The 19,544-nt window shown below is 74.2% G+C and carries 18 protein-coding genes; 12 read left to right on the forward strand and 6 right to left on the reverse strand.

Translation table 11 applies throughout. The features are described 5' to 3' along the window. Positions 1 to 92 precede the first annotated feature (92 nt). The 3 genes from ACZ7JZ_RS03900 to ACZ7JZ_RS03910 all read left to right on the forward strand — a co-directional run bounded on the left by ACZ7JZ_RS03900 (position 93) and on the right by ACZ7JZ_RS03910 (position 2,611). Complete coding sequence (locus ACZ7JZ_RS03900; protein WP_470932865.1) at positions 93 to 1,562, forward strand: aldehyde dehydrogenase; 1,470 nt, start codon at positions 93 to 95, stop codon at positions 1,560 to 1,562. After that, positions 1,562 to 1,795 (forward strand): ferredoxin, encoded by a 234-nt coding sequence (locus ACZ7JZ_RS03905; RefSeq protein WP_470932867.1) that lies wholly within the window; start codon positions 1,562 to 1,564, stop codon positions 1,793 to 1,795. The genes ACZ7JZ_RS03900 and ACZ7JZ_RS03905 overlap by 1 nt, the downstream gene beginning before the upstream one ends. 198 nt (positions 1,796 to 1,993) lie before the next feature. After that, positions 1,994 to 2,611 carry a hypothetical protein gene (locus ACZ7JZ_RS03910; RefSeq protein WP_470932869.1) on the forward strand — a complete coding sequence of 206 codons (618 nt, stop codon included), beginning with the start codon at positions 1,994 to 1,996 and terminating at the stop codon, positions 2,609 to 2,611. A 46-nt stretch (positions 2,612 to 2,657) separates the two neighbouring features. Here ACZ7JZ_RS03910 and ACZ7JZ_RS03915 read toward each other — a convergent pair whose 3' ends face one another. Continuing rightward, positions 2,658 to 3,323, reverse strand: coding sequence for a TetR family transcriptional regulator (locus tag ACZ7JZ_RS03915; protein ID WP_470932870.1), 666 nt, complete (start codon positions 3,321 to 3,323; stop codon positions 2,658 to 2,660). 262 nt (positions 3,324 to 3,585) lie between these two features. Here ACZ7JZ_RS03915 and ACZ7JZ_RS03920 point away from each other — a divergent pair, with 262 nt between their 5' ends. From ACZ7JZ_RS03920 to ACZ7JZ_RS03935, 4 genes are all read left to right on the forward strand, one after another. Continuing rightward, positions 3,586 to 4,920 (forward strand): glycosyltransferase family 4 protein, encoded by a 1,335-nt coding sequence (locus ACZ7JZ_RS03920; RefSeq protein ID WP_470932872.1) that lies wholly within the window; start codon positions 3,586 to 3,588, stop codon positions 4,918 to 4,920. 110 nt (positions 4,921 to 5,030) lie between these two features. Next, the gene (locus ACZ7JZ_RS03925; protein ID WP_470932874.1) at positions 5,031 to 5,765 is read left to right on the forward strand and encodes a class I SAM-dependent methyltransferase; all 735 of its coding nucleotides are present in this window, start codon (positions 5,031 to 5,033) and stop codon (positions 5,763 to 5,765) included. Next, positions 5,762 to 6,844: a prenyltransferase gene (locus tag ACZ7JZ_RS03930; RefSeq protein ID WP_470932876.1), complete on the forward strand. Its 1,083-nt coding sequence runs from the start codon at positions 5,762 to 5,764 to the stop codon at positions 6,842 to 6,844. Before ACZ7JZ_RS03925 ends, ACZ7JZ_RS03930 begins: the two co-directional genes overlap by 4 nt. 168 nt (positions 6,845 to 7,012) lie before the next feature. Next, positions 7,013 to 7,561 carry a hypothetical protein gene (locus ACZ7JZ_RS03935; protein WP_470932878.1) on the forward strand — a complete coding sequence of 183 codons (549 nt, stop codon included), beginning with the start codon at positions 7,013 to 7,015 and terminating at the stop codon, positions 7,559 to 7,561. A 94-nt stretch (positions 7,562 to 7,655) separates the two neighbouring features. On the opposite strand, the gene ACZ7JZ_RS03940 is transcribed toward ACZ7JZ_RS03935, so the two are convergent. The 4 genes from ACZ7JZ_RS03940 to ACZ7JZ_RS03955 all read right to left on the reverse strand — a co-directional run bounded on the left by ACZ7JZ_RS03940 (position 7,656) and on the right by ACZ7JZ_RS03955 (position 11,895). Further along, on the reverse strand, positions 7,656 to 8,666 hold the full coding sequence (locus tag ACZ7JZ_RS03940) for an LLM class F420-dependent oxidoreductase (protein WP_470932880.1): 1,011 nt from the start codon (positions 8,664 to 8,666) through the stop codon (positions 7,656 to 7,658). 166 nt (positions 8,667 to 8,832) lie between these two features. Next, entirely contained in the window at positions 8,833 to 9,687 is an 855-nt protein-coding gene (locus tag ACZ7JZ_RS03945; protein WP_470932882.1) for a hypothetical protein, read from the reverse strand. 162 nt (positions 9,688 to 9,849) lie between these two features. After that, on the reverse strand, positions 9,850 to 10,863 hold the full coding sequence (locus ACZ7JZ_RS03950) for an N-acetylmuramoyl-L-alanine amidase (RefSeq protein WP_470932884.1): 1,014 nt from the start codon (positions 10,861 to 10,863) through the stop codon (positions 9,850 to 9,852). Positions 10,864 to 11,241: 378 nt separating this feature from the next. Continuing rightward, positions 11,242 to 11,895 carry a class I SAM-dependent methyltransferase gene (locus ACZ7JZ_RS03955; protein ID WP_470932886.1) on the reverse strand — a complete coding sequence of 218 codons (654 nt, stop codon included), beginning with the start codon at positions 11,893 to 11,895 and terminating at the stop codon, positions 11,242 to 11,244. Between the two features lie 172 nt (positions 11,896 to 12,067). Between ACZ7JZ_RS03955 and ACZ7JZ_RS03960 the strand changes: the two genes are divergently transcribed. Both ACZ7JZ_RS03960 and ACZ7JZ_RS03965 read left to right on the forward strand, forming a co-directional pair. After that, positions 12,068 to 14,227 (forward strand): acyl-CoA dehydrogenase, encoded by a 2,160-nt coding sequence (locus tag ACZ7JZ_RS03960; protein ID WP_470932888.1) that lies wholly within the window; start codon positions 12,068 to 12,070, stop codon positions 14,225 to 14,227. A 21-nt stretch (positions 14,228 to 14,248) separates the two neighbouring features. Further along, positions 14,249 to 15,436: a lipid-transfer protein gene (locus ACZ7JZ_RS03965; protein ID WP_470932890.1), complete on the forward strand. Its 1,188-nt coding sequence runs from the start codon at positions 14,249 to 14,251 to the stop codon at positions 15,434 to 15,436. Positions 15,437 to 15,755: 319 nt separating this feature from the next. Here the strand turns inward: ACZ7JZ_RS03965 and ACZ7JZ_RS03970 are convergent, their stop codons facing one another. After that, positions 15,756 to 16,157 (reverse strand): response regulator, encoded by a 402-nt coding sequence (locus ACZ7JZ_RS03970; protein WP_470933387.1) that lies wholly within the window; start codon positions 16,155 to 16,157, stop codon positions 15,756 to 15,758. Positions 16,158 to 16,407: 250 nt separating this feature from the next. Here ACZ7JZ_RS03970 and ACZ7JZ_RS03975 point away from each other — a divergent pair, with 250 nt between their 5' ends. The 3 genes from ACZ7JZ_RS03975 to ACZ7JZ_RS03985 all read left to right on the forward strand — a co-directional run bounded on the left by ACZ7JZ_RS03975 (position 16,408) and on the right by ACZ7JZ_RS03985 (position 19,447). Next, a complete protein-coding gene (locus ACZ7JZ_RS03975) occupies positions 16,408 to 17,262 on the forward strand; it encodes a MaoC/PaaZ C-terminal domain-containing protein (RefSeq protein ID WP_470932892.1) in 855 nt (284 codons plus the stop codon). Between the two features lie 125 nt (positions 17,263 to 17,387). Beyond that, positions 17,388 to 18,464 carry a Zn-dependent alcohol dehydrogenase gene (locus ACZ7JZ_RS03980; RefSeq protein WP_470932894.1) on the forward strand — a complete coding sequence of 359 codons (1,077 nt, stop codon included), beginning with the start codon at positions 17,388 to 17,390 and terminating at the stop codon, positions 18,462 to 18,464. A gap of 38 nt (positions 18,465 to 18,502) precedes the next feature. After that, positions 18,503 to 19,447, forward strand: coding sequence for a 3-oxoacyl-ACP reductase (locus tag ACZ7JZ_RS03985; RefSeq protein WP_470932896.1), 945 nt, complete (start codon positions 18,503 to 18,505; stop codon positions 19,445 to 19,447). Positions 19,448 to 19,544 lie beyond the last annotated feature (97 nt).

A 19,544-nucleotide genomic window follows, 5' to 3' on the forward strand; every position in this document is an offset into this window, starting at 1 on the left:
GCGCATCCGTTGTGTCCTCTAACTAGAACTGGTATCAGTTCTGGAACATTGCCGTGGTCGTCAGGGTGCGCGCAGCGCAGGAGGCAACAGCCATGACCGAGCTCGTGGAACACGGAAAGCTGTTCATCGGCGGCGAGTGGGTGGACCCGCTGGGCAGCGGCACCATCGACATCGTCTCGCCCCATACGGAGCAGGTCATCGGCCGGGTCCCGCACGCCTCCCGGGAGGACGTGGACCGGGCCGTGGCCGCCGCCCGCGAGGCGTTCGACCACGGGCCGTGGCCGCGGATGGCCCTCGACGAGCGGATCGCGGTCGTCGGCCGCATCAAGGACGCCATCGCCGTCCGCCACGAGGAGATCGCCCGCTCGATCAGCTCCCAGAACGGCTCCCCGTACTCCTGGAGCGTCCTCGCCCAGGCCCTCGGGCCGATGATGGTCTACGACGCCGCGATCACCGTCGCCCGCGACTACCCGTACGAGGAGCACCGGCAGGGCGCCCTCGGGCCGATCCTGGTGCGCCGCGAGCCGGTGGGCGTGGTCGCCGCCGTCATCCCGTGGAACGTGCCGCAGTTCGTGGCGGCGGCCAAGCTCGCGCCCGCCCTGCTCACCGGCTCCACGGTGATCCTCAAGCCCTCGCCCGAGTCCCCCCTCGACTCGTACATCCTGGCCGACATCGCCCGCGAGGCCGGGCTGCCGGAGGGCGTGCTGTCGATCCTGCCCGCGGACCGCGAGGTCAGCGAGTACCTGGTCGGGCACCCGGGCGTGGACAAGGTCTCCTTCACCGGTTCGGTGGCCGCGGGCCGCCGGGTCATGGAGGTCGCCGCCCGCAACCTCACCCGCGTCACCCTCGAACTGGGCGGCAAGTCCGCCGCAGTGGTCCTCCCGGACGCCGACCTCGCGACCACCATCCCCGGGCTGGTCCAGTCCGGCTGGATGAACAACGGCCAGGCCTGCGTGGCCCAGACCCGCGTCCTCGCCCCCCGCAGCCGCTACGGGGAGGTGGCCGAGGCCCTGGCCGCGGCGGCCTCGGCCCAGGTGGTCGGCGACCCGCTCGACCCGGCCACCCAGCTCGGCCCGCTGGTGGCCCGCCGCCAGCAGCAGCGCTCGCTGGACTACATCCGCATCGGACAGGAGGAGGGCGCGAAGGTCCTCGCCGGCGGCGGGGTCCCGAAGGGCCTGGAGCAGGGCTGGTACGTCGAGCCCACCCTGCTCGGCGGGGTCGACAACTCGATGCGGGTGGCCCGGGAGGAGATCTTCGGCCCGGTGGTCTGCCTGCTGCCCTACGGGGACGAGGAGGAGGCCCTGCGCATCGCGAACGATTCGGAGTTCGGGCTCAGCGGCAGCGTGTGGACCGCGGACGTCGAACACGGCATCGACTTCGCGCGCCGGGTGCGCACGGGCACGTACAACGTGAACACCTTCAGCCTCGACATGCTCGGGCCTTTCGGCGGGTACAAGAACAGCGGCGTGGGGCGGGAGTTCGGCCCCGAAGGACTGAGCGAATACCTGGAGCACAAGATGATCCACCTGCCCGCCGGCTATGAGCCCGGGACCGGTGCCTGATGGGTGACCGCTGGCACATAGAAGTGGACCGCGGGGTCTGCATCGGCTCGGGGATGTGCGTGAGCCTCGCCCCCGGGGGCTTCACCCTGGACTCGGCCCGGCAGTCCCACCCCGCCTCGGCGGACGCGGACGCCAACGAGGACGTCCTGTCGGCAGCCGAGGCCTGCCCGGTGGAGGCCATCATGATCTCCCTCCGCGACTCGGGCGAAGCGGTCTTCCCTCCGGAGGAGTAGGGGCAAAGGGGAGCAGGGGGCCGGACCTGCACCCGGGGCGCGTGCCGCACGTGCGGAACCGCCGGGCCCGACGGGCCCGGCGGTTCCACCGTCCCGGGCCGCCCCGGGCCGTCCCGGCCCGCAGGAGGCGTGTGGCACACTCCTGCGACGGTCCTCCGGCGTGCCTTGCCGGGGGTGTGGCAAAGGGTGTGGATCCGCATGTACGGGAAGAAGTGGGCGGTCGCGGCCGTCGGAGCGGTGCTGGTGGGCGGGCTTGCGGGGTGCGGGGGCGGGGGCGCCGCGCCCGGTGCCGAGAAGGGCTCCGCATCCTCCTCCGCCCCGGCCGCCTTCGGACGGGCCGAGGTGCAGGCGGAGTTGGACGCCGCCGCGCAGAAGGCCGGGCTGCCGGACTCCGGGCGCCGCTCGCCGATGCCCTCGGGCACTGCGGCCCTGCCGCCGGGCGCCACCGAGAAGCAGCAGCTGGAGGCCCGCGCCGCGTCGTGCACGGCGGTCTGGCAGTGGGTGGACCTGGGCGGCGCGTCCGCGGTGGCCGACCCCGCGGCGAAGTACGAGGCCGCCGTGGCCGCCCTGGTGGAGAAGGGCTGGGCGGACGGGGTGCGCACCGAGCAGGAGCCCGTACCGGGTCAGCGCTCGGTGTCGGCCGTGCTGAAGAAGCGGGGCTGGACGGCGTACGCGAACAGCCACACGATGAAGCCCGGCGGCATGGTGTCCTTCACGGCCACCGAGGACACCTGTATGCGGGGCTTCTCCTCGAAGGAGCTGGAGCTGCTGTTCGGCAAGGACATGCCGGGCATCGGCAGCGGGAACTCCGACTGATCCCGGCCGAATTCCGGGCGGGGATGCCGTCCGCGGGCCGTCGCCGTCAGCCCCTCGGCGCGCCCGCCGCGCCCGGCGCGGCCGGGGCCGTCAGGTCGATCAGCCGGCAGACCGTCTCGATGTCGATCTTCACCTGGGCGATCGAGGCGCGCCCCGAGAGCCAGGTGATCAGCGCCGAGTGCCAGGTGTGCTCGATCACGCGGACCGCCGAGAGCTGCTCGGCGGTCGGCGGGGCCTCCAGGCCCATCGCGTCCAGGATGATCGCCGTGGTCAGCCGGGAGACCGTGTCCACCTCGGGGCTCACGCTGCGGTCGGCGAAGGTCAGCGCGCGCACCATCGCGTCCGCGAGCTGCGGTTCCCGCTGGAGGGCGCGGAAAGCCCGCATGAGCGTCTCCGCGACCCGCTGCGCCGGGTCCTCGCCCGCCGGCGGCCGCTTCCGCAGGGTCGTGTGCATGTGCTGGAGCTGGTCCTGCATGGTCGCGACCAGCAGGTGCACCTTGGAGGGGAAGTAGCGGTACAGCGTCCCGAGCGCCACGCTCGAGGACTCCGCGACCTCGCGCATCTGCACCGCGTCGAAGCCGCCGCGGCTGGCCAGTTGGGCGCTCGCGTGCAGGATCCGCCGCCGCCGCGCCTCCTGCCGCTCGGTCAGGGGCGGGGACACGGGGACGGCGGCTGCGGTGGCGGCGGTGACGGCCTTGGCTTCCCCGGTCATGTGTCCCATCTCGTCGCGTAGTCGCGCGCGTCCTGTGGCCGCGCCTGCCCTGCCGCGCGGCTTCCCCGGGCTCCCCGGCCGCCCCGCAGGGGGCACAGCATGGCAGGAGCTGCGGTGGTGGCGCGAATCACCTGCTCCGCCTCTTACGGTGTGGTTTCCGGCCGGTAGATTCAATGCTCTTCGACGGATCAGGTCTGAAACTTGTTCTAGAATATCCGAGCGGTTACGCTCCGCCGAAAGTGCAGTGAGAAGGGGGCCGGGAGTGACCGCTGAGGCCATGGTGACGAGCCCTTTCGAGGGTTCCGCCACTGACGGCGACCGCCCGCTGCGCATCGCGCTCCTCACGTACAAAGGGAACCCGTTCTGCGGGGGCCAGGGCGTGTACGTCCGCCACCTCTCCCGCGAACTCGCCCGCCTCGGCCACACCGTCGAGGTGATCGGCGCCCAGCCCTACGCCGTACTCGACGAGGTCACCGGCGGCGCACCCGGCGGCGGCCTCAGCCTCACCGAGCTGCCCAGCCTCGACCTCTACCGCCAGCCCGACCCGTTCCGCACCCCGCGCCGCGGGGAGTACCGGGACTGGATCGACGTGCTGGAGGTCGCCACCATGTGGACCGGCGGCTTCCCCGAGCCGCTGACCTTCTCCCTGCGGGCCCGGCGCCACCTCGCCGCCCGCCGGGGCGAGTTCGACGTCGTCCACGACAACCAGACCCTCGGCTACGGGCTCCTCGGCGACCTCGGCGCCCCCCTGGTCACCACGGTCCACCACCCCATCACCGTCGACCGCCGCCTCGACCTCGCCGCCGCGAAGGACCGCAGGAAGCGCGCCTCCGTACGCCGCTGGTACGCCTTCACGCGGATGCAGAAGCGGGTCGCGGCCCGGCTGCCGTCCGTGCTGACGGTCTCCGGCTCCTCCCGGCAGGAGATCGTCGACGACCTCGGCGTCCGCCCCGACCGCATCCACGTGGTCCACATCGGCGCCGACACCGAGCTGTGGTCCCCGGACCCCGCCGTCGCCGAGGTGCCCGGCCGGATCGTCACCACCTCCAGCGCCGACGTCCCCCTCAAGGGGCTCGTCCACCTCGTCGAGGCCCTCGCCAAGGTGCGCACCGAGCGCCCCGACGCGCACCTCGTCGTGGTCGGCAAGCGCGCCGAGCGCGGCCCGGTAGCCCGCGCCATCGAGGAGTACGGGCTCCAGGACGCCGTCCGCTTCGTCAAGGGCATCAGCGACGAGGAGCTCGTGGACCTGGTCCGCAGCGCCGAGGTCTCCTGCGTGCCCTCCCTGTACGAGGGCTTCTCGCTGCCCGCCGCCGAGGCCATGGCCACCGGCACCCCGCTGGTCGCCACCACGGGCGGCGCGATCCCCGAGGTCGCCGGAGCCGACGGCGAGACCTGTCTGGCCGTGCCGCCCGGCGACGCGGGGGCCCTGGCCGCCGCCCTGGGCCGGCTGCTCGGCGACGCGGAGCTGCGGGCCCGGCTCGGCGCCGCGGGCCGCGCCCGGGTCCTGGAGCGGTTCACGTGGGCCAGGGCCGCCGAGGGGACCGTCGCGCACTACCGCGCGGCGATCGCCGCCGCGGCGGCCGGCGGACGCCGCTGAGCCCCACCGGACCGGCCCGCACGGGCCCGTCCCGGGAGCCGGTACCCCCGCCGGCGCCCCGCGCTGACGCACCACCCTCACCACCCCCTCGACCTCGGAGGCAGGCCCCCGTGCTGACCGTCGATTTCTCCCGGTTCCCGCTCGCAGCAGGCGACCGCGTGCTCGATCTGGGCTGCGGCGCAGGCCGGCACGCCTTCGAGTGCTACCGGCGGGGCGCCCAGGTCGTCGCGCTCGACCGCAACGCCGAGGAGATCCGCGAGGTCGCCAAGTGGTTCGCCGCCATGAAGGAGGCCGGCGAGGCCCCCGCGGGGGCCACCGCCACCGCCATGGAGGGCGACGCCCTGGCCCTGCCCTTCCCCGACGCGTCCTTCGACGTCGTGATCATCTCCGAGGTCATGGAGCACATCCCGGACGACAAGGGCGTGCTCGCCGAGATGGTCCGCGTCCTCAAGCCCGGCGGCCGCATCGCGATCACCGTGCCCCGCTACGGCCCCGAGAAGGTCTGCTGGGCCCTCTCGGACGCCTACCACGAGGTCGAGGGCGGCCACATCCGCATCTACAAGGCCGACGAGCTCCTCAAGAAGATGGAGGGCGCCGGCCTCAAGCCCTACGGCACCCACCACGCCCACGGGCTGCACTCCCCGTACTGGTGGCTCAAGTGCGCCTTCGGCGTGGACAACGACAAGGCCCTGCCCGTCCGCGCGTACCACAAGCTGCTGGTCTGGGACATCATGAAGAAGCCCCTCGCGACCCGCCTCGCCGAGCAGGCCCTCAACCCCGTCATCGGCAAGAGCTTCGTGGCCTACGCCACCAAGCCCCACCTCCCCTCCGGCGCGGCCCAGTGAGTACGCCCGGCCGTACGGAGCACCTGGTCCTGCCCGGGGTCCTGACCGCCGAGCAGGCCGCCGAGACCGTCGCCGGCATCCTCGCCGTACAGCGCGGGGACGGGGCCCTGCCCTGGTTCCGCGGCCACCACCTCGACCCGTGGGACCACACCGAGGCCGCCATGGCCCTCGACGCGGCCGGCGAGCACGCCGCCGCCGAGCGGGCCTACGACTGGCTCGCCCGGCACCAGAACCCCGACGGCTCCTGGTACGCCGCCTACGCCGACCGGCCCGCGGGCGTGGACACCGCCGCGCCCCAGGACGCCGGCAAGGAGAGCAACTTCACCGCCTACATCGCCGTGGGCGTCTGGCACCACTACCTCGCCACCGGCGACGACACCTTCCTCGACCGCATGTGGCCCGCCGTCTACGCCGCCGTCGAGTTCGTCCTCGGCCTCCAGCAGCCCGGCGGCCAGATCGGCTGGAAGCGCGAGGCCGACGGCACCCCCGTCACCGACGCCCTCCTCACCGGCTCCTCCTCGATCCACCAGGCACTGCGCTGCGCCCTGGCCATCGCCGCGCACCGCGAGGAGCCGCAGCCCGACTGGGAGCTGGCCGCGGGCGCCCTCGCGCACGCGATCCGCCGCCACCCCGAGCGCTTCCTCGACAAGGACCGCTACTCGATGGACTGGTACTACCCGGTCCTCGGCGGGGCGCTGACGGGCGCGGAGGCGAAGGCCCGCATCGAGGAGCGCTGGGACGAGTTCGTGGTCCCGGACCTCGGGGTGCGCTGCGTCCTGCCGAACCCGTGGGTCACCGGCGGCGAGAGCTGCGAACTCGCCCTCGCCCTCTGGGCGACGGGGGAGTCCGACCGGGCCCTGGAGGTCCTGCGCTCGATCGCCCACCTGCGGGCCGAGGGCGGCATGTACTGGACGGGCTACGTCTTCGAGGACCGGGCGGTGTGGCCGCAGGAGCTGACCACCTGGACCGCGGGCTCGCTGCTCCTGGCGGTGGCCGCGCTCGGCGGGGACCCGGCCACCACGGCCGTCTTCGGCGGCGCGGAGCTCCCGGCGGGGCTCGACCCCGACTGCTGCGGCTGAGGCCGCCGCCCCGGCGCGCCTTGCCCGTACGGGTCCTCACCCGTACGGGCTACCCGCCCCCGTCCCCCGGGTGGCGGACCGGGTGGGGCCGGGTGAGGCTGCGGGGAGTGCACCCCGTGCACCCCGCCCCGGCAGCCGCCCGGGGGGAACCGCGCCGGAGGTTTCGCCGTGCCCGTATCCCGTACCGCACCGATCCGCCGGGCCCTCACGGCCCTGCTGCTGTCCTTCGCCCTGATCGGGGGCGCGACCGCCTGCGGAGGCGACGACAAGGACACGGCCTCGGGCGCGACGCCCAGCAGTTCGGCGGAGCAGCAGAAGTTCGCGAAGACGAGGTTCGTGGCGAACGCGGGCCTCGCGGCCGGCGCCACGTACCAGTGGATCGTGAAGCCCTACCGCGACGGCAAGTTCAAGCAGGGCGCGGACGGCCGGCGGCTCGCGCTGGTCAAGGCGGGCCTCGCGGGCGCCTTCACGTACAACCGGCTCAAGGCCGCCGTGAACAACGCCAAGGGCGACGAGCTGCTGTCGAAGGCCGTGGCCCCGCTGACGGCGGGCATCGACTCCCTCAAGGACCTGGGCACGAAGCTGCGCAAGGGCGAGGCGAGCGAATCGGATGTCGGCGCCTTCGAGAAGGTCATCAACGACATCAAGAGCGCGGGCAGCAGCGCGGGCGCCGAGGTCAAGGACCAGGTGCCGAGCGCCTCCCAGCTGGGCGGCTGAGGGAGGCGGAGGCGGGTACGGGGCCGCCGGACCCGGGTGGGGGTCCGGCGGCCCCGGCGCGTGGGTCCGCGGCGGCCCGGCGGGTCCGGTGCCGTCAGGAGTTCAATTCGGCCAGGACCCTCAGCGTGTGGGGGTCCGGGGCGGTGACCAGCAGGTCGGTGACCGGCCCCTTGCGCCACAGCTCCAGCCGCTCCGCGATCCGCTCCCGCGGGCCGACCAGCGAGATCTCGTCGGCGAAGGCGTCGGGTACGGCGAGCACGGCCTCCTCCCGGCGGCCGGCGAGGAAGAGCTCCTGGATCCGTCGGGCCTCCTCCCCGAACCCCATCCGGGCCATCAGGTCCGCGTGGAAGTTGCGGGCCGCGTGGCCCATGCCGCCGATGTAGAAGCCCAGCATGGCCTTGACCGGCAGCAGCCCCTCGGCCACGTCCGCGCACACCTTCGCCCGCGCCATCGGCGCGATCATGAACCCGTCCCGGAGCCCCTCCAGGGAGGCCTGGTAGACGTCCGGGCGGAACGGCGACCAGTACAGGGGCAGCCAGCCGTCGGCGATCCGGGTGGTCTGGGCGATGTTCTTCGGGCCCTCGGCGCCCAGCAGGACCGGCAGGTCCGCGCGCAGCGGGTGGGTGATCGGCTTGAGCGGCTTGCCGAGTCCGGTGCCGTCGGCGCCCCGGTACGGGTGGCTGTGGAAGCGCCCGTCGAGGACGACCGGGCCCTCGCGCCGCAGCACCTGGCGGACCACGTCCACGTACTCGCGGGTCGCCGTCAGCGGGCTCGCCGGGAAGGGGCGCCCGTACCAGCCCTCCACCACCTGGGGGCCCGACAGCCCGAGCCCGAGCACCATCCGCCCGCCGGAGAGGTGGTCGAGGGTGAGGGCCTGCATGGCGGTGGCCGTGGGGGTGCGGGCGGCCATCTGCGCGAGGGCGGTGCCGAGCCGGATCCGCGAGGTGTGGGCGGCGATCCAGGTCAGGGTGGTGAAGGCGTCCGAGCCCCAGGCCTCGGCGGTCCACACCGAGTCGTAGCCCAGGTCCTCGGCCTCGGTGGCGAGGTCGAGGTGGTCCGCACCGGGGCCGCGGCCCCAGTAGCCGAGCGCGAGTCCGAGGCGCATGGTCCCCTCCGGTGGTCGGTCCGGCGATGGTCCGGGCGGCGGTCCCGCCGTTATCTGACGGCCCGTCAGGGGACTGTAGGGCAACGGCCCCCAGCCCGGAAGGGCGGGGGGCCGTTCGTCGTACGGGGCCCGGCCTGACCGGCCGCGCCGGATCAGCCGCGCCGGATCAGCCGCGCTGGATCTCCGAGGTGTCCTGGAGGACGCCGCGCCGCCCGTCCTGGGTCTGCGCCACCAGGCCCGCGGGCCCGTGCTGCGCCACGGCCAGGTACCAGGTGCCGGGCGCCAGCTCGGCGATCGCCGCACCGGAGCCGTCCTCCGCGTACAGGGGGCGCGCCACCGGCACCGCGAACCAGAACGCCGCGAAGTCCGCCGCGGGCTGCGCGTCCGGGTGGCCGCCCGGCTGGCCGTGCGGACCGGGCTGGCCCGCCGGGCCGCCCTGGCTCGCCTCGTAGCCGTACCCGCCGCCCGGCTGCCCGGCCTGGCCGGGACCGCCCGGGTAGCCGTAGCCGCCGGGCTGCCCCGGACCGCCCTGGCCCGGCTGTCCGCCGTACGGGGCCACGGGCTGCGGACCGGGGGCCGGCAGCAGCGCACCGGCGAGCGCGGGCACCCGCGAGCCGACCAGCGTCACGGCGGCCAGCGCCAGCGTGGCCAGGAAGGCGAGGTACGCGCCCGCGCCCAGGTCCACGCCCTCGGGGCTGAGGATCAGGGACCACAGCGAGGACCAGAAGGCGACCACGGCCAGCGCCGCGCCCCAGCCGTCCAGGCCCAGCGGGCCCAGCTTGCGGCCCTCGGGCAGGAAGCGGCCGGCGAGCAGCAGCCCGGCGCCGATCAGCCCGATGAGGAAGATCGACGGCAGGACCAGGTAGATCTTGTCCGTGTCCCAGGCGTTGGGGAGGCTGTCCTCACACGCGTCGATCCCCTTGCAATCCGCGGTGAAGTAATTGAGGAACGAGGCGATGAACAGCAGAACCGCTGCTCCGATCACCACGCCGTCGCCTCTTGTGAGGGAGCGGATGTTCACTTGGTGTCCTCTTCGGTCTCGGTCGTCGTCGTCTCGTGGTGCCTCGGGCGCGGTCGCGCGCGGACGGGCGGCACCATGGTACGGATGCCGGCCGCCGGCGGCGGCCCGGGGCACCGGGCCGCCGGGCCGCGCGCCGGGGAAGCACCCCCCGACGGGGCAGGACTACCCGCCGAGGAAGCCGACGATGCCGTCCGCGATGCCCTGCGCCGCCTTCTGCCGCCACTGCGGACTCGTCAGCAGCGCCGCGTCCTTGGCGTCACGCATGTTGCCGCATTCGACGAACACCTTGGGGCGGGTCGAGAGGTTGAGGCCGCCGAGATCGCTGCGCACGACCAGGCCCGTACCGCCGCCGACGTAGTTGGAGGGCGCCATGCCGGTGGTGCGCACGTAGTTGCCCGCGATGCGCTCGCCCAGCTCGCGCGAGGGGCCGACGATCGCGACGGTGTCCGCGGCCCCGCCCTTGACCCGGGCGGGCAGGATCACGTGGAAGCCGCGGTTGCCTGAGGAGGAGCCGTCGGCGTGGACGGAGACGACGGCGTCGGCCGCGGCCTCGTTGCCGATCCGGGCCCGCTCGTCGATGCACGGGCCGAAGGGGCGCTCGGCCTCGTGGGTGAACACCACGCGGGCGCCCTGGCGTTCCAGCTCGGCGCGCAGGCGGCGGGCCACATCGAGGGTGAACTCGGCTTCCTTGTAGCCGGAGTTGGTGGTGGTTCCGGTGGTGTCGCACTCCTTGCGGCCGGTGCCGATGTTCACGAGCGAGTTGATCTCGCGGGAGTGCTGGAAGTTCCCGGGGTTGTGCCCCGGGTCCACGACGACGGTACGGCCGGCGAGGGGGCCGGCGCCTTGGGCGGGGGCGCTGCTGCCCGAGGCGGCCGGGGTGGCGGCCGTGGCCGGTACGGATGCGGGCGCGGGTGCGGACGGGGAGGCCGCTTCCTCCGTGCCCGCCCGGGCGCTGGCCCCGGCCTTGGCGTCGGCGGTCGGCAGCGGGAGCACCGGGGGCCGGCTGCCCTCCGGTCCGGCATCGCCGAACACCGAGGCCAGCAGCCAGCCGGCGAGGCAGACGGGGGCGAGTACGGCCACGGCGACGGCGGCCGTGGAGCGGCGGCCGAAGCGGTCGCGGCCGGGGGCGATCGAGGTGGAGGACTCCGGGGGCGGGGGGCTCTCGTCGTACGGCACGACGTGATGCTAATCCTCCCGGCCCGGACCCGGGTCCCCCCGCGCCGCCCTCGGCGCGCCGCCCCCGCTCCCGCTGGCGCGGGGCCTGTTCCCCTACCCGCCCGTTCCCGTTCCTGGGGCTCCGCCCCAGACCCCGCGCCTCAAGCGCCGGCGGGCTGGGTGTCGGGGCTCCGCCCCGGACCCCGCGCCTCAAGCGCCGGCGGGGCTGGATGTGGCTGATGGGGCCGGGAGGGCTGATGGATTTGCGGAGCAAAATCCAGCCCGCGCGGCGTTTGAGCGCACCGGGCGCGGAGCGCACGGTTCGGGGGTCCGGGGGCTTGCCCCCGGTTTCGGGAAGGGGTGGGTAGGGGAACAGGCCCCGCGCAGCGGGACCCGGGGTCAGAGGCCGGGGGCCGTGCGGCGCAGGACGCGGAGGGAGTCGGTCACCGAGACCTCGGTGAAGGCGCCGGAGGCCAGCGCGCGGCAGTAGATCCGGTACGGGGCCTGCCCCCCGTCCGCCGGGTCCGGGAACACGTCGTGGATGACCAGCGCCCCGCCCACCGCAAGGTGCGGCACCCACCCCTCGTAGTCGTTCACGGCGTGCTCGTCCGTGTGCCCGCCGTCGATGAAGAGGAGCCCCAGCTCCCCGCCCCACACCCGCGCCGCCTGCGGCGACCGCCCGACCAGGGCGAGCACGTGCTCCTCCAGCCCGGCCGCGTGCAGGGTCCGCCGGAAGGTCGGCAGGGTGTCCATCAGCCCCACCTCCGGGTCCACGACGGTCGGGTCGTGGTACTCCCACCCCGGCTGCTGCTCCTCGCTCCCGCGGTGGTGGTCCACCGTGACCGCGACCAGCCCGGCCGACCGCGCGGCGTCCGCGAGCAGGATGGTGGAGCGGCCGCAGTACGTCCCGACCTCCAGCAGCGGCAGCCCGAGCGCGGCGGCCTCCACGGCGGCGGCGTACAGCGCGAGCCCCTCCCGGACCGGCATGAACCCCTTCGCCGCCTCGAATGCGGCGAGGATCTCCGGCTGGGGTGCGGCGGCCGTGGGTGCCATGGGGTGCCTCCGGGGTCAGGGGTCGGGGCCGGTCGGGGGTGACGGGGCCCTCATGCTGCCCTACCGCCCGGTAGTCCTCCACGCCGGGGCGGCGCCCGCCGGGTCGGGCCGCCGGGCGGACACCCCGTATCTGACCTTCCGTCAGAATGAAACGTGTTCTACTCTGCCGCGCATGGGCATCGGAATCACAGCGGAACAGCGGGAGTTGGCCGAAGCCGTGCGCGGCTGGACGGCGCGGACCGTGCCGCCCGAAGACGTGCGCAAGCTGCTCGACTCCCCGCCCCCGGCCGGGGGCCGGCCCGGCTGGTGGGACGCGCTGGCCGCGCAGGGCCTGCTCGCCCCGCACCTGGAGGGCGGCACCCTCCTCGATCTCGCCGTCGTCGTCGAGGAGGCCGCCGCCGGGGCCCTCCCCGGCCCGTTCCTCGGCAACGCCTGCGCCTCCGTGGTACTGGCCCGCGCCGGCCGCCCCGACCTCGCCGGCGCACTCGCCGACGGCAGCCGGATCGGGGCCCTGGCCCTCGGGCCCGGCGCCCTGACCGCCGTGGCCGTGGAGGGCGGCGGCTACCTCCTCGACGGGACCGCACCGCCCGTACTCGGCGCGGGAGAGGCGGACCTCCTGCTGCTCGCCGCCGAAGCGGCCCACGGCGCGGTCTGGCTCGCCGTGGACGCCGCCGCACTGGACGTCCGCACCCATGACAGCGCCGACCCCACCCGCCCCACCGCCGAGGTCCGGGCCCGCGGCGCCGTGGTCCCCGCCGACCGGGTCCTCGCCGTCGACACCGCCTTCGTACGGGACCTCGCCTGCGCCCTCTTCGCCGCCGACGCTTGCGGCACCGCCGCCCGCGTCCTGCACCTCGCGGTCGAACACGCCAAGGTACGCGAGCAGTTCGGCCGTCCCATCGGGCAGTTCCAGGGCGTCAAACACCTCTGCGCCGACATGCTCGTCCGCCTCGAACAGGCCCGGGCCACCGCCTGGGACGCCGTGCGCGCCGCCGACGAGCCCGCCCTCGCCCCCGAGGTCCGCGGACTCACCGCGGCCCTCGCCGCCGCCACCGCCCTCGACGCCGCGTACACCTGCGCCAAGGACTGCATCCAGATCCTCGGCGGCATCGGCTTCACCTGGGAGCACGACGCCCACGTCTTCCTGCGCCGCGCCCTGGTCGCCCGGCAGCTCCTCGGCGCCGGCGACGGGCACCGCACCCGCGCCGTCCGGCTCGCCGCCGCCGGAGCCCGGCGCGAGCTGCGCACCGAGCTCCCCGCCGAGGCCGAGGCACACCGGCAGGCCGCCCGCGGGGCCGCCGCCGACGCGGCCGGACTCGACCCGGCGGCCGCCCGCCGGGTCCTCGTCCCCACCGGGTACGCCGCCCCGCACCTGCCGCCGCCCTACGGGCTCGGCGCCGGACCCGCCCAACAGCTCGTCATCCAGCAGGAGATGGCCGCGGCAGGGGTGCGGATCGCCGAACTCGGCATCGCCACCTGGGTCGTTCCCTCCCTCATCGCCTACGGCACCCCCGCCCAGCGCGAGCGCTATCTGCTGCCCACCCTGCGCGGGGAGCTCACCTGGTGCCAGCTCTTCTCCGAACCGGAGGCCGGATCCGACCTCGCCGCCCTGCGCACCCGCGCCGAACGCACCGGTGACGGCGGCTGGAAGGTCAACGGGCAGAAGGTGTGGACGAGTTCGGCGCACACCGCCGACCACGCCATCCTGCTCGCCCGCACCGATCCCGCGGCCCCCAAGCACAAGGGGCTCGGCTACTTCCTCGTCGACATGAAGAACACCCCCGGCATCGAGGTCCGCCCGCTCAAGGAGATCACCGGCGAGGCCCTCTTCAACGAGGTCTACCTCGACGACGTGCTCCTGCCCGCCGACGCCCTGGTGGGGGAGCCGGACGGCGGCTGGCGGGTGGCCCGCAACACCCTCGGCAACGAACGCGTCCACATGGCCGACCAGATGAGCTTCGACACCGGGCTGGAGGCCCTGCTCTCCCGCTCCGCCGACCTGGACGGGGCCTGCCGGGCCAGGATCGGGCAGCTGGCCGCCGAGGCCCACGCCCTGGCCTGCATCGGCCTGCGGACCACCCTCCAGCAGGTCGGCGGGCTGGAGCCGGGCGCCGGGGCCTCCGTACGCAAGCTCGTCCAGACCCCGCACCAGCAGCGCACCGCCGAACTCGCCCTCGAACTCCTCGGCCCGGCGGGCGCGGTGTGCGAGGGGGCGGGGGAGCGGGCGGTGCACGGGATGCTCATGTCCCGCTGCCTGACCATCGCCGGGGGTACCACGCAGGTCCAGCTCAACGTCGTGGCCGAGCGGATCCTCGGCCTCCCCAGGGACTGACGCACCAGGAAGGGACGCACCGTGAAGGCGTACATCGTCGGGGTCGGGATGACGCGGTTCGAGAAGCCCGAATCACGCGACTGGCAGTACTGGGACATGGCGAAGGAGGCCGGGCAGGCGGCCCTCGCGGACGCGGGGATCGACTACGGGCTCGTGGAGCAGGTGCCCGTCGGCTACTGCTTCCAGGCCTCCACCGCCGGGCAGCGGGCCGCCTACGAGCTCGGGCTGAGCGGGGTGCCCGTCTACAACGTCAACAACAACTGCGCGACCGGCGCGACCGCCCTCATGATGGCCCGGCAGTTCGTCGAGGGCGGCATCAACGACTGCGTCCTCGCCCTCGGCTTCGAGAAGATGAAGAAGGGGGCGCTGGGCGGCGGCGCCGACGGGGGCGACTTCAAGACCTCGCCGGTGGCCCGGCACTACGGGATCATGGCCGCCGGCCACGGCTTCGAGATGTCCCCGCCCACCGCGCAGATCTTCGGCAACGCCGCCCGCGAGCACATGGAGCGGTACGGGACCACGGCCGCGCAGCTCGCGGCGGTCGGCGCCAAGAACCACCGGCACTCGGCCGCCAACCCGAACGCGCAGTTCCGGGACGTCTACACGGTCGAGGAGGTGCTGGAGGCGAAGCAGATCCACCGCCCGCTCACCAAGCTCCAGTGCTCGCCGACCTCCGACGGGGCCGCGGCGGCCCTGGTCGTCTCCGAGCGCTTCGTGGCCGAGCACGGCCTGGAGGGGCGGGCGGTGGAGATCGCCGCCCAGGCGATGACCACGGACACGGGGGAGTCCTTCTCCTCGGGCTCCTGCATCGACGTGGTCGGCAAGCCGATGACCGCGGCGGCGGCGCGGCAGGTCTACGAGCGCTCGGGGCTCGGCATCGAGGACGTCGACGTCGTCGAGCTGCACGACTGCTTCTCGGTGAACGAGCTGCTGACGTACGAGGCGCTGGGCATGTGCGCGGACGGGGCGTCCGGCGAGCTGGTCGAGAGCGGGGCCACGACGTACGGCGGGCGGTGGGTCGTCAACCCGTCCGGGGGCCTGATCTCCAAGGGGCACCCGCTGGGGGCGACGGGGCTGGCGCAGGCGGCGGAGCTGGTGTGGCAGCTGCGGGGGGAGGCGGGGGGTCGGCAGGTGCCGGGGGCGCGGGTTGCTCTCGCGCACAACATCGGTCTGGGCGGGGCCGCCGTCGTCACCCTCCTCCGCCGCTGACCCCGGGTCCCGGTGGGCGGGGGTCTGATCCCCACCCCGCCCCCAGACTCCGTCCGGGGGGACCCCCTCCTTCCCGAAACCGGGGGCAGGCCCCCGGACCCCCATACCGTGCGCTCCGCGCCCGGTGCGCTCAAACGCCGCGCGGGCTGGATTTTGCTGCGCAAATCCATCAGCCCTGCGCGGCGGTATCAGCCACATCCCAGCCCCGCCGGCGTTTGAGGCGCGGGGTCTGGGGCGGAGCCCCAGTTCGGGGAGGGGCGGGTAGGGGAAGGCCCCGCGCAGCGGACCGGGGTCCCGGGCTGGTCCGGACGGGTCCGGGTCAGGGCTGGTCCGGGTCGTGGAGGGACGGGTCGATGACCGTTTCGCCCATGGCGGCGCGCCGGATGGAGGACGCCAGGTCGTCCACCGGGACGTCCCGGAGTAGCAGCCCCGCCGCCCCCGCATCCAGCGCCGCCCGCAACAGCCCCGGATGCGCCGACCCCGTCAGCAGCAGCACCCGGCAGTCCGGCACCTCCGCCGCCAGCGCGGCCACCGCCTCCGGGTCCTCGACCAGCGCGACCTCCGGCCGCGTCGCCTGCGCGGCGGCGAGCAGGTCGTCCCCGGGGTCCAGGTGGGCCACCACCTGGATGTCGTACTGGAGCCCGAGCAGCACGGCGAGCCCGCCGTCCGGGCCGGCCAGCAGTACGCGCAGATACTTGGCAGGGCGGAGGTTCTGGGGCATTTCGGTCACCGCCCCAGGGTAGGCCGCCCGCCCCGTCCGGGCGGGCAACGCGCCTGCTTCCGGCAGAGCTGACATGGCGTCAGGAGTCTTCCCAACTCCCGGGGGGTGCGTTATACATAGGGCTCGTCGGCTTCCTAGAACGCGTTCTAGTGGGTGGCCGGCCCCGCAAACGACCTCGGTGCGGCCGACGGTGCGGACGGCCGCACCGAGGTCTTCCAGCTCGGAAACGGACCCAAGGAGCAGCCTCCAGATGCCGATCGACGCCGCCAGGGCCCTCGCCGCCGACCCCCGCCAGAGCGAGATCGGCTGGGACCACAAGGACATCCAGCTCTACCACCTCGGACTCGGCGCCGGGACCCCGGCGACCGACCCCGACGAGCTGCGCTACACCCTGGAGTCCAAGCTCCACGTCCTGCCCAGCTTCGCCACCGTCGCCGGCGCCGGCATGGCCATGCTCGGCGGCCTCGGCGCCCCCGGCATCGAGGTCAACCTCGCCCACGTCCTCCACGGCGGGCACCGGATCGAGCTGCACCGCCCCATCCCCGTCAAGGGCAGGGCCACCAGCAGCTCCAAGGTCGCCGCGGTCTGGGACAAGGGCAAGGCCGCCGTGATCGTGCTGCGCTCCGAGGTCGCCGACGACGAGGGCCCGCTGTGGACCAGCGACGCCCAGATCTTCGTCCGCGGAGAGGGCGGCTTCGGCGGGGAGCGCGGCCCCTCGGCCCGCGGCGGGGACCCGGACCGGGAGCCCGACCGGACCGTCGAGAAGACCATCCGCGAGGACCAGGCCCTGCTCTACCGGCTCTCCGGGGACTGGAACCCGCTCCACGCCGACCCCGAGTTCGCCAAGCTCGGCGGCTTCGACCGGCCGATCCTGCACGGCCTGTGCTCGTACGGCATGACCCTCAAAGCCGTCGTGGACACCGTGCTCGACGGGGACGTCTCCCGCGTCCGCGCGTACAGCACCCGCTTCGCCGGGATCGTCTTCCCCGGCGAGACCCTGCGCATCCGGATGTGGCAGGAGCCCGGATCCGTCCGGGTGTCGGTGACCGCCGTCGACAGGGACGACGCGCCGGTCCTCGCCGACACCCTGGTCGAGCACGCGTAGCCGCGGGCGGGGGCAGGCGCGTACGCCCGTACGGCCCGAGCCCGCACCCGGCACCCCGCACCCCGAGAACTGCACACCCGTACAGCGAACACGCGTCACCGCTTCAACCCACAAGGAGCCGCACCGTGCGCGCAGCACTCCAGACCGAGATAGGCCAGACGAAGCTCGAGGTAGTGGACGACATCGAGGCCGTCGGCTTCGGGCCGGGCAAGGTGAAGATCCGCATCCGGGCCACCGGACTGTGCCACTCCGACCTCTCCGCGATGAGCGGCGTGCTCCCGCAGCCCGCCCCTTTCGTCCCCGGCCACGAGGGCGCGGGCGAGGTGCTCGACGTCGGTGACGGGGTCACCCACGTCAAGCCCGGCGACCGCGTGCTCGTCTGCTGGCTGCCGCCCTGCGGGCAGTGCGCCTCCTGCAGGCGCGACCAGGGCCACCTGTGCCTGGCGAGCCTGGTCAACGCGGGGGTCGCCAACTTCAAGCGGCCCGGCGGGGACGTCTTCGGCTTCGCGGGCACCGGCACCTTCGCGGAGGAGGTCGTCGTCGCCGCGGGCTGCGCCGTCCCCATCCCGGACGACGTACCGTACGAGATCGCCGCGCTCATCGGCTGCGGGGTCACCACCGGCCTCGGCGCCGCCATCAACACCGCACGGGTCTCGGCCGGCGCCTCGGTGGCCGTGATCGGCTGCGGCGGGGTCGGGATGTCCACCATCCAGGGCGCCAAGGTGCAGGGCGCCGCCCAGATCATCGCCGTGGACCCCGTGGAGTCCCGGCGGGAGGCCGCCCTGCGTTTCGGCGCCACCGAGGCCGTCTCCCCGGAGGCCTTCGCCGACGCCAAGGCCCGGATCACCGCCAACGAGGGCTTCGACTACGTCTTCGAGGTGGTCGGCAAGTCCGCGACCGCGCGCACGGCGTACGACATGACCCGGCGCGGGGGCACGGTCTGCGTGGTCGGCGCGGGCGCCCTCGACGACAACTTCCAGATCGACATGTTCTCGCTGTTCTTCGACGAGAAGCGGATCCTGCCCTCCCTGTACGGCGGCGGGGACGTGCTGCGCTCCTACGAGCGGACCATCGCCCTGTGGCGGGCCGGCCGCGTGGACCTGGCCGGACTGATCACCCACCGGGTGCAGCTCGGCGAGATCAACGACGCCCTGGACCAGATGCGGACCGGCACGGCCCTGCGCACCTGCATCGAGATCTGAGTCAGAGACCACCTCTGATCCGAGAGGAATCAAGCCAGATGGCACTGCCACTTGAGGGACTGTCCGCCGTCGTGACGGGTGCGGGCCGCGGGCTCGGGCGCGCCGAGGCGATCGAGCTCGCCCGGCTCGGCGCGGGCGTGGTCGTCAACGACTTCGGCCAGCCCGGCCGCGACGGCTCCGGCGAGGCCTCGGCCGCGCCCGCCGAGGAGGTGGTCGCCGAGATCCGCGCGGCGGGCGGCCGGGCAGTGGCGCACCTCGGCGACGTGGCCGACTTCGGCCAGGCCCGCGAGCTCGTCGCGCTGGCCGTGGAGAGCTTCGGCAAGCTCGACATCCTCGTCAACAACGCCGGGATCCTGCGCGACCGGATGGTCTTCTCCATGTCGGAGGAGGAGTGGGACTCGGTGATCCGCGTCCACCTCAAGGGCCACTTCAACACCACGCACTTCGCCGCCGCGCACTGGCGGGAGCGGTCCAAGGCGGCGGGCGGCCCGGTCTACGGGCGGATCGTCAACACCTCCTCCGAGGCCTTCCTCGGCGGCTCGGCCGGACAGCCGAACTACGCCGCGGCCAAGGGCGGGATCGTCGGCCTCACCACCTCGACGGCCCTGGCCCTGGCGAAGTACGGGGTGACGGCCAACGCCATCTGCCCGCGGGCGCGCACCCGGATGACGGAGGACGTGTTCGCCGGCTTCCAGGTGCCGGAGGAGGGCAGGCTCGACGCGCTGGCGCCCGAGCACGTGGCCCCGCTCGTCGGCTACCTGGCCTCGCCCGCCGCGGCCGGGGTCAACGGGCAGCTGTTCGTGGTGCACGGCGGGATCGTCGTGGTGATGGACCGTCCCAGGGTCGCGGCCAAGTTCGACACCTCCAAGGAGGTGTTCTCGTACGAGGAGCTGGACGGGCTGCTGAGCCCCCACTACGCGTCCCGGCCCGCGGGCGAGACCTTCGCGGCCGCGGAGGTGCTGGGGCTCAAGCACGACGGGTGACGCGGGCGGGGTGCGCGCAGCACCCCGTGCGCGGGGCGCCTGCCGGTGCCGCGTGGGTGCCGGCGAGTTCGTCCGATGTGCGACGTGCGACGTGCAG

The sequence above is a fragment of the Streptomyces sp. NPDC038213 genome (genome assembly GCF_055600495.1).

Coding starts and splice junctions, on each gene's coding strand:
- ACZ7JZ_RS03900 (WP_470932865.1), top strand. CDS start 93: ATGACCGAGCTCGTGGAACACGGAAAGCTGTTCATCGGCGGCGAGTGG.
- ACZ7JZ_RS03960 (WP_470932888.1), top strand. CDS start 12,068: ATGGGCATCGGAATCACAGCGGAACAGCGGGAGTTGGCCGAAGCCGTG.
- ACZ7JZ_RS03940 (WP_470932880.1), bottom strand. CDS start 8,666: ATGCGCCTCGGACTCGCGCTCGGCTACTGGGGCCGCGGCCCCGGTGCG.
- ACZ7JZ_RS03915 (WP_470932870.1), bottom strand. CDS start 3,323: ATGACCGGGGAAGCCAAGGCCGTCACCGCCGCCACCGCAGCCGCCGTC.
- ACZ7JZ_RS03975 (WP_470932892.1), top strand. CDS start 16,408: ATGCCGATCGACGCCGCCAGGGCCCTCGCCGCCGACCCCCGCCAGAGC.
- ACZ7JZ_RS03905 (WP_470932867.1), top strand. CDS start 1,562: ATGGGTGACCGCTGGCACATAGAAGTGGACCGCGGGGTCTGCATCGGC.
- ACZ7JZ_RS03970 (WP_470933387.1), bottom strand. CDS start 16,157: ATGCCCCAGAACCTCCGCCCTGCCAAGTATCTGCGCGTACTGCTGGCC.
- ACZ7JZ_RS03910 (WP_470932869.1), top strand. CDS start 1,994: ATGTACGGGAAGAAGTGGGCGGTCGCGGCCGTCGGAGCGGTGCTGGTG.
- ACZ7JZ_RS03955 (WP_470932886.1), bottom strand. CDS start 11,895: ATGGCACCCACGGCCGCCGCACCCCAGCCGGAGATCCTCGCCGCATTC.
- ACZ7JZ_RS03985 (WP_470932896.1), top strand. CDS start 18,503: ATGGCACTGCCACTTGAGGGACTGTCCGCCGTCGTGACGGGTGCGGGC.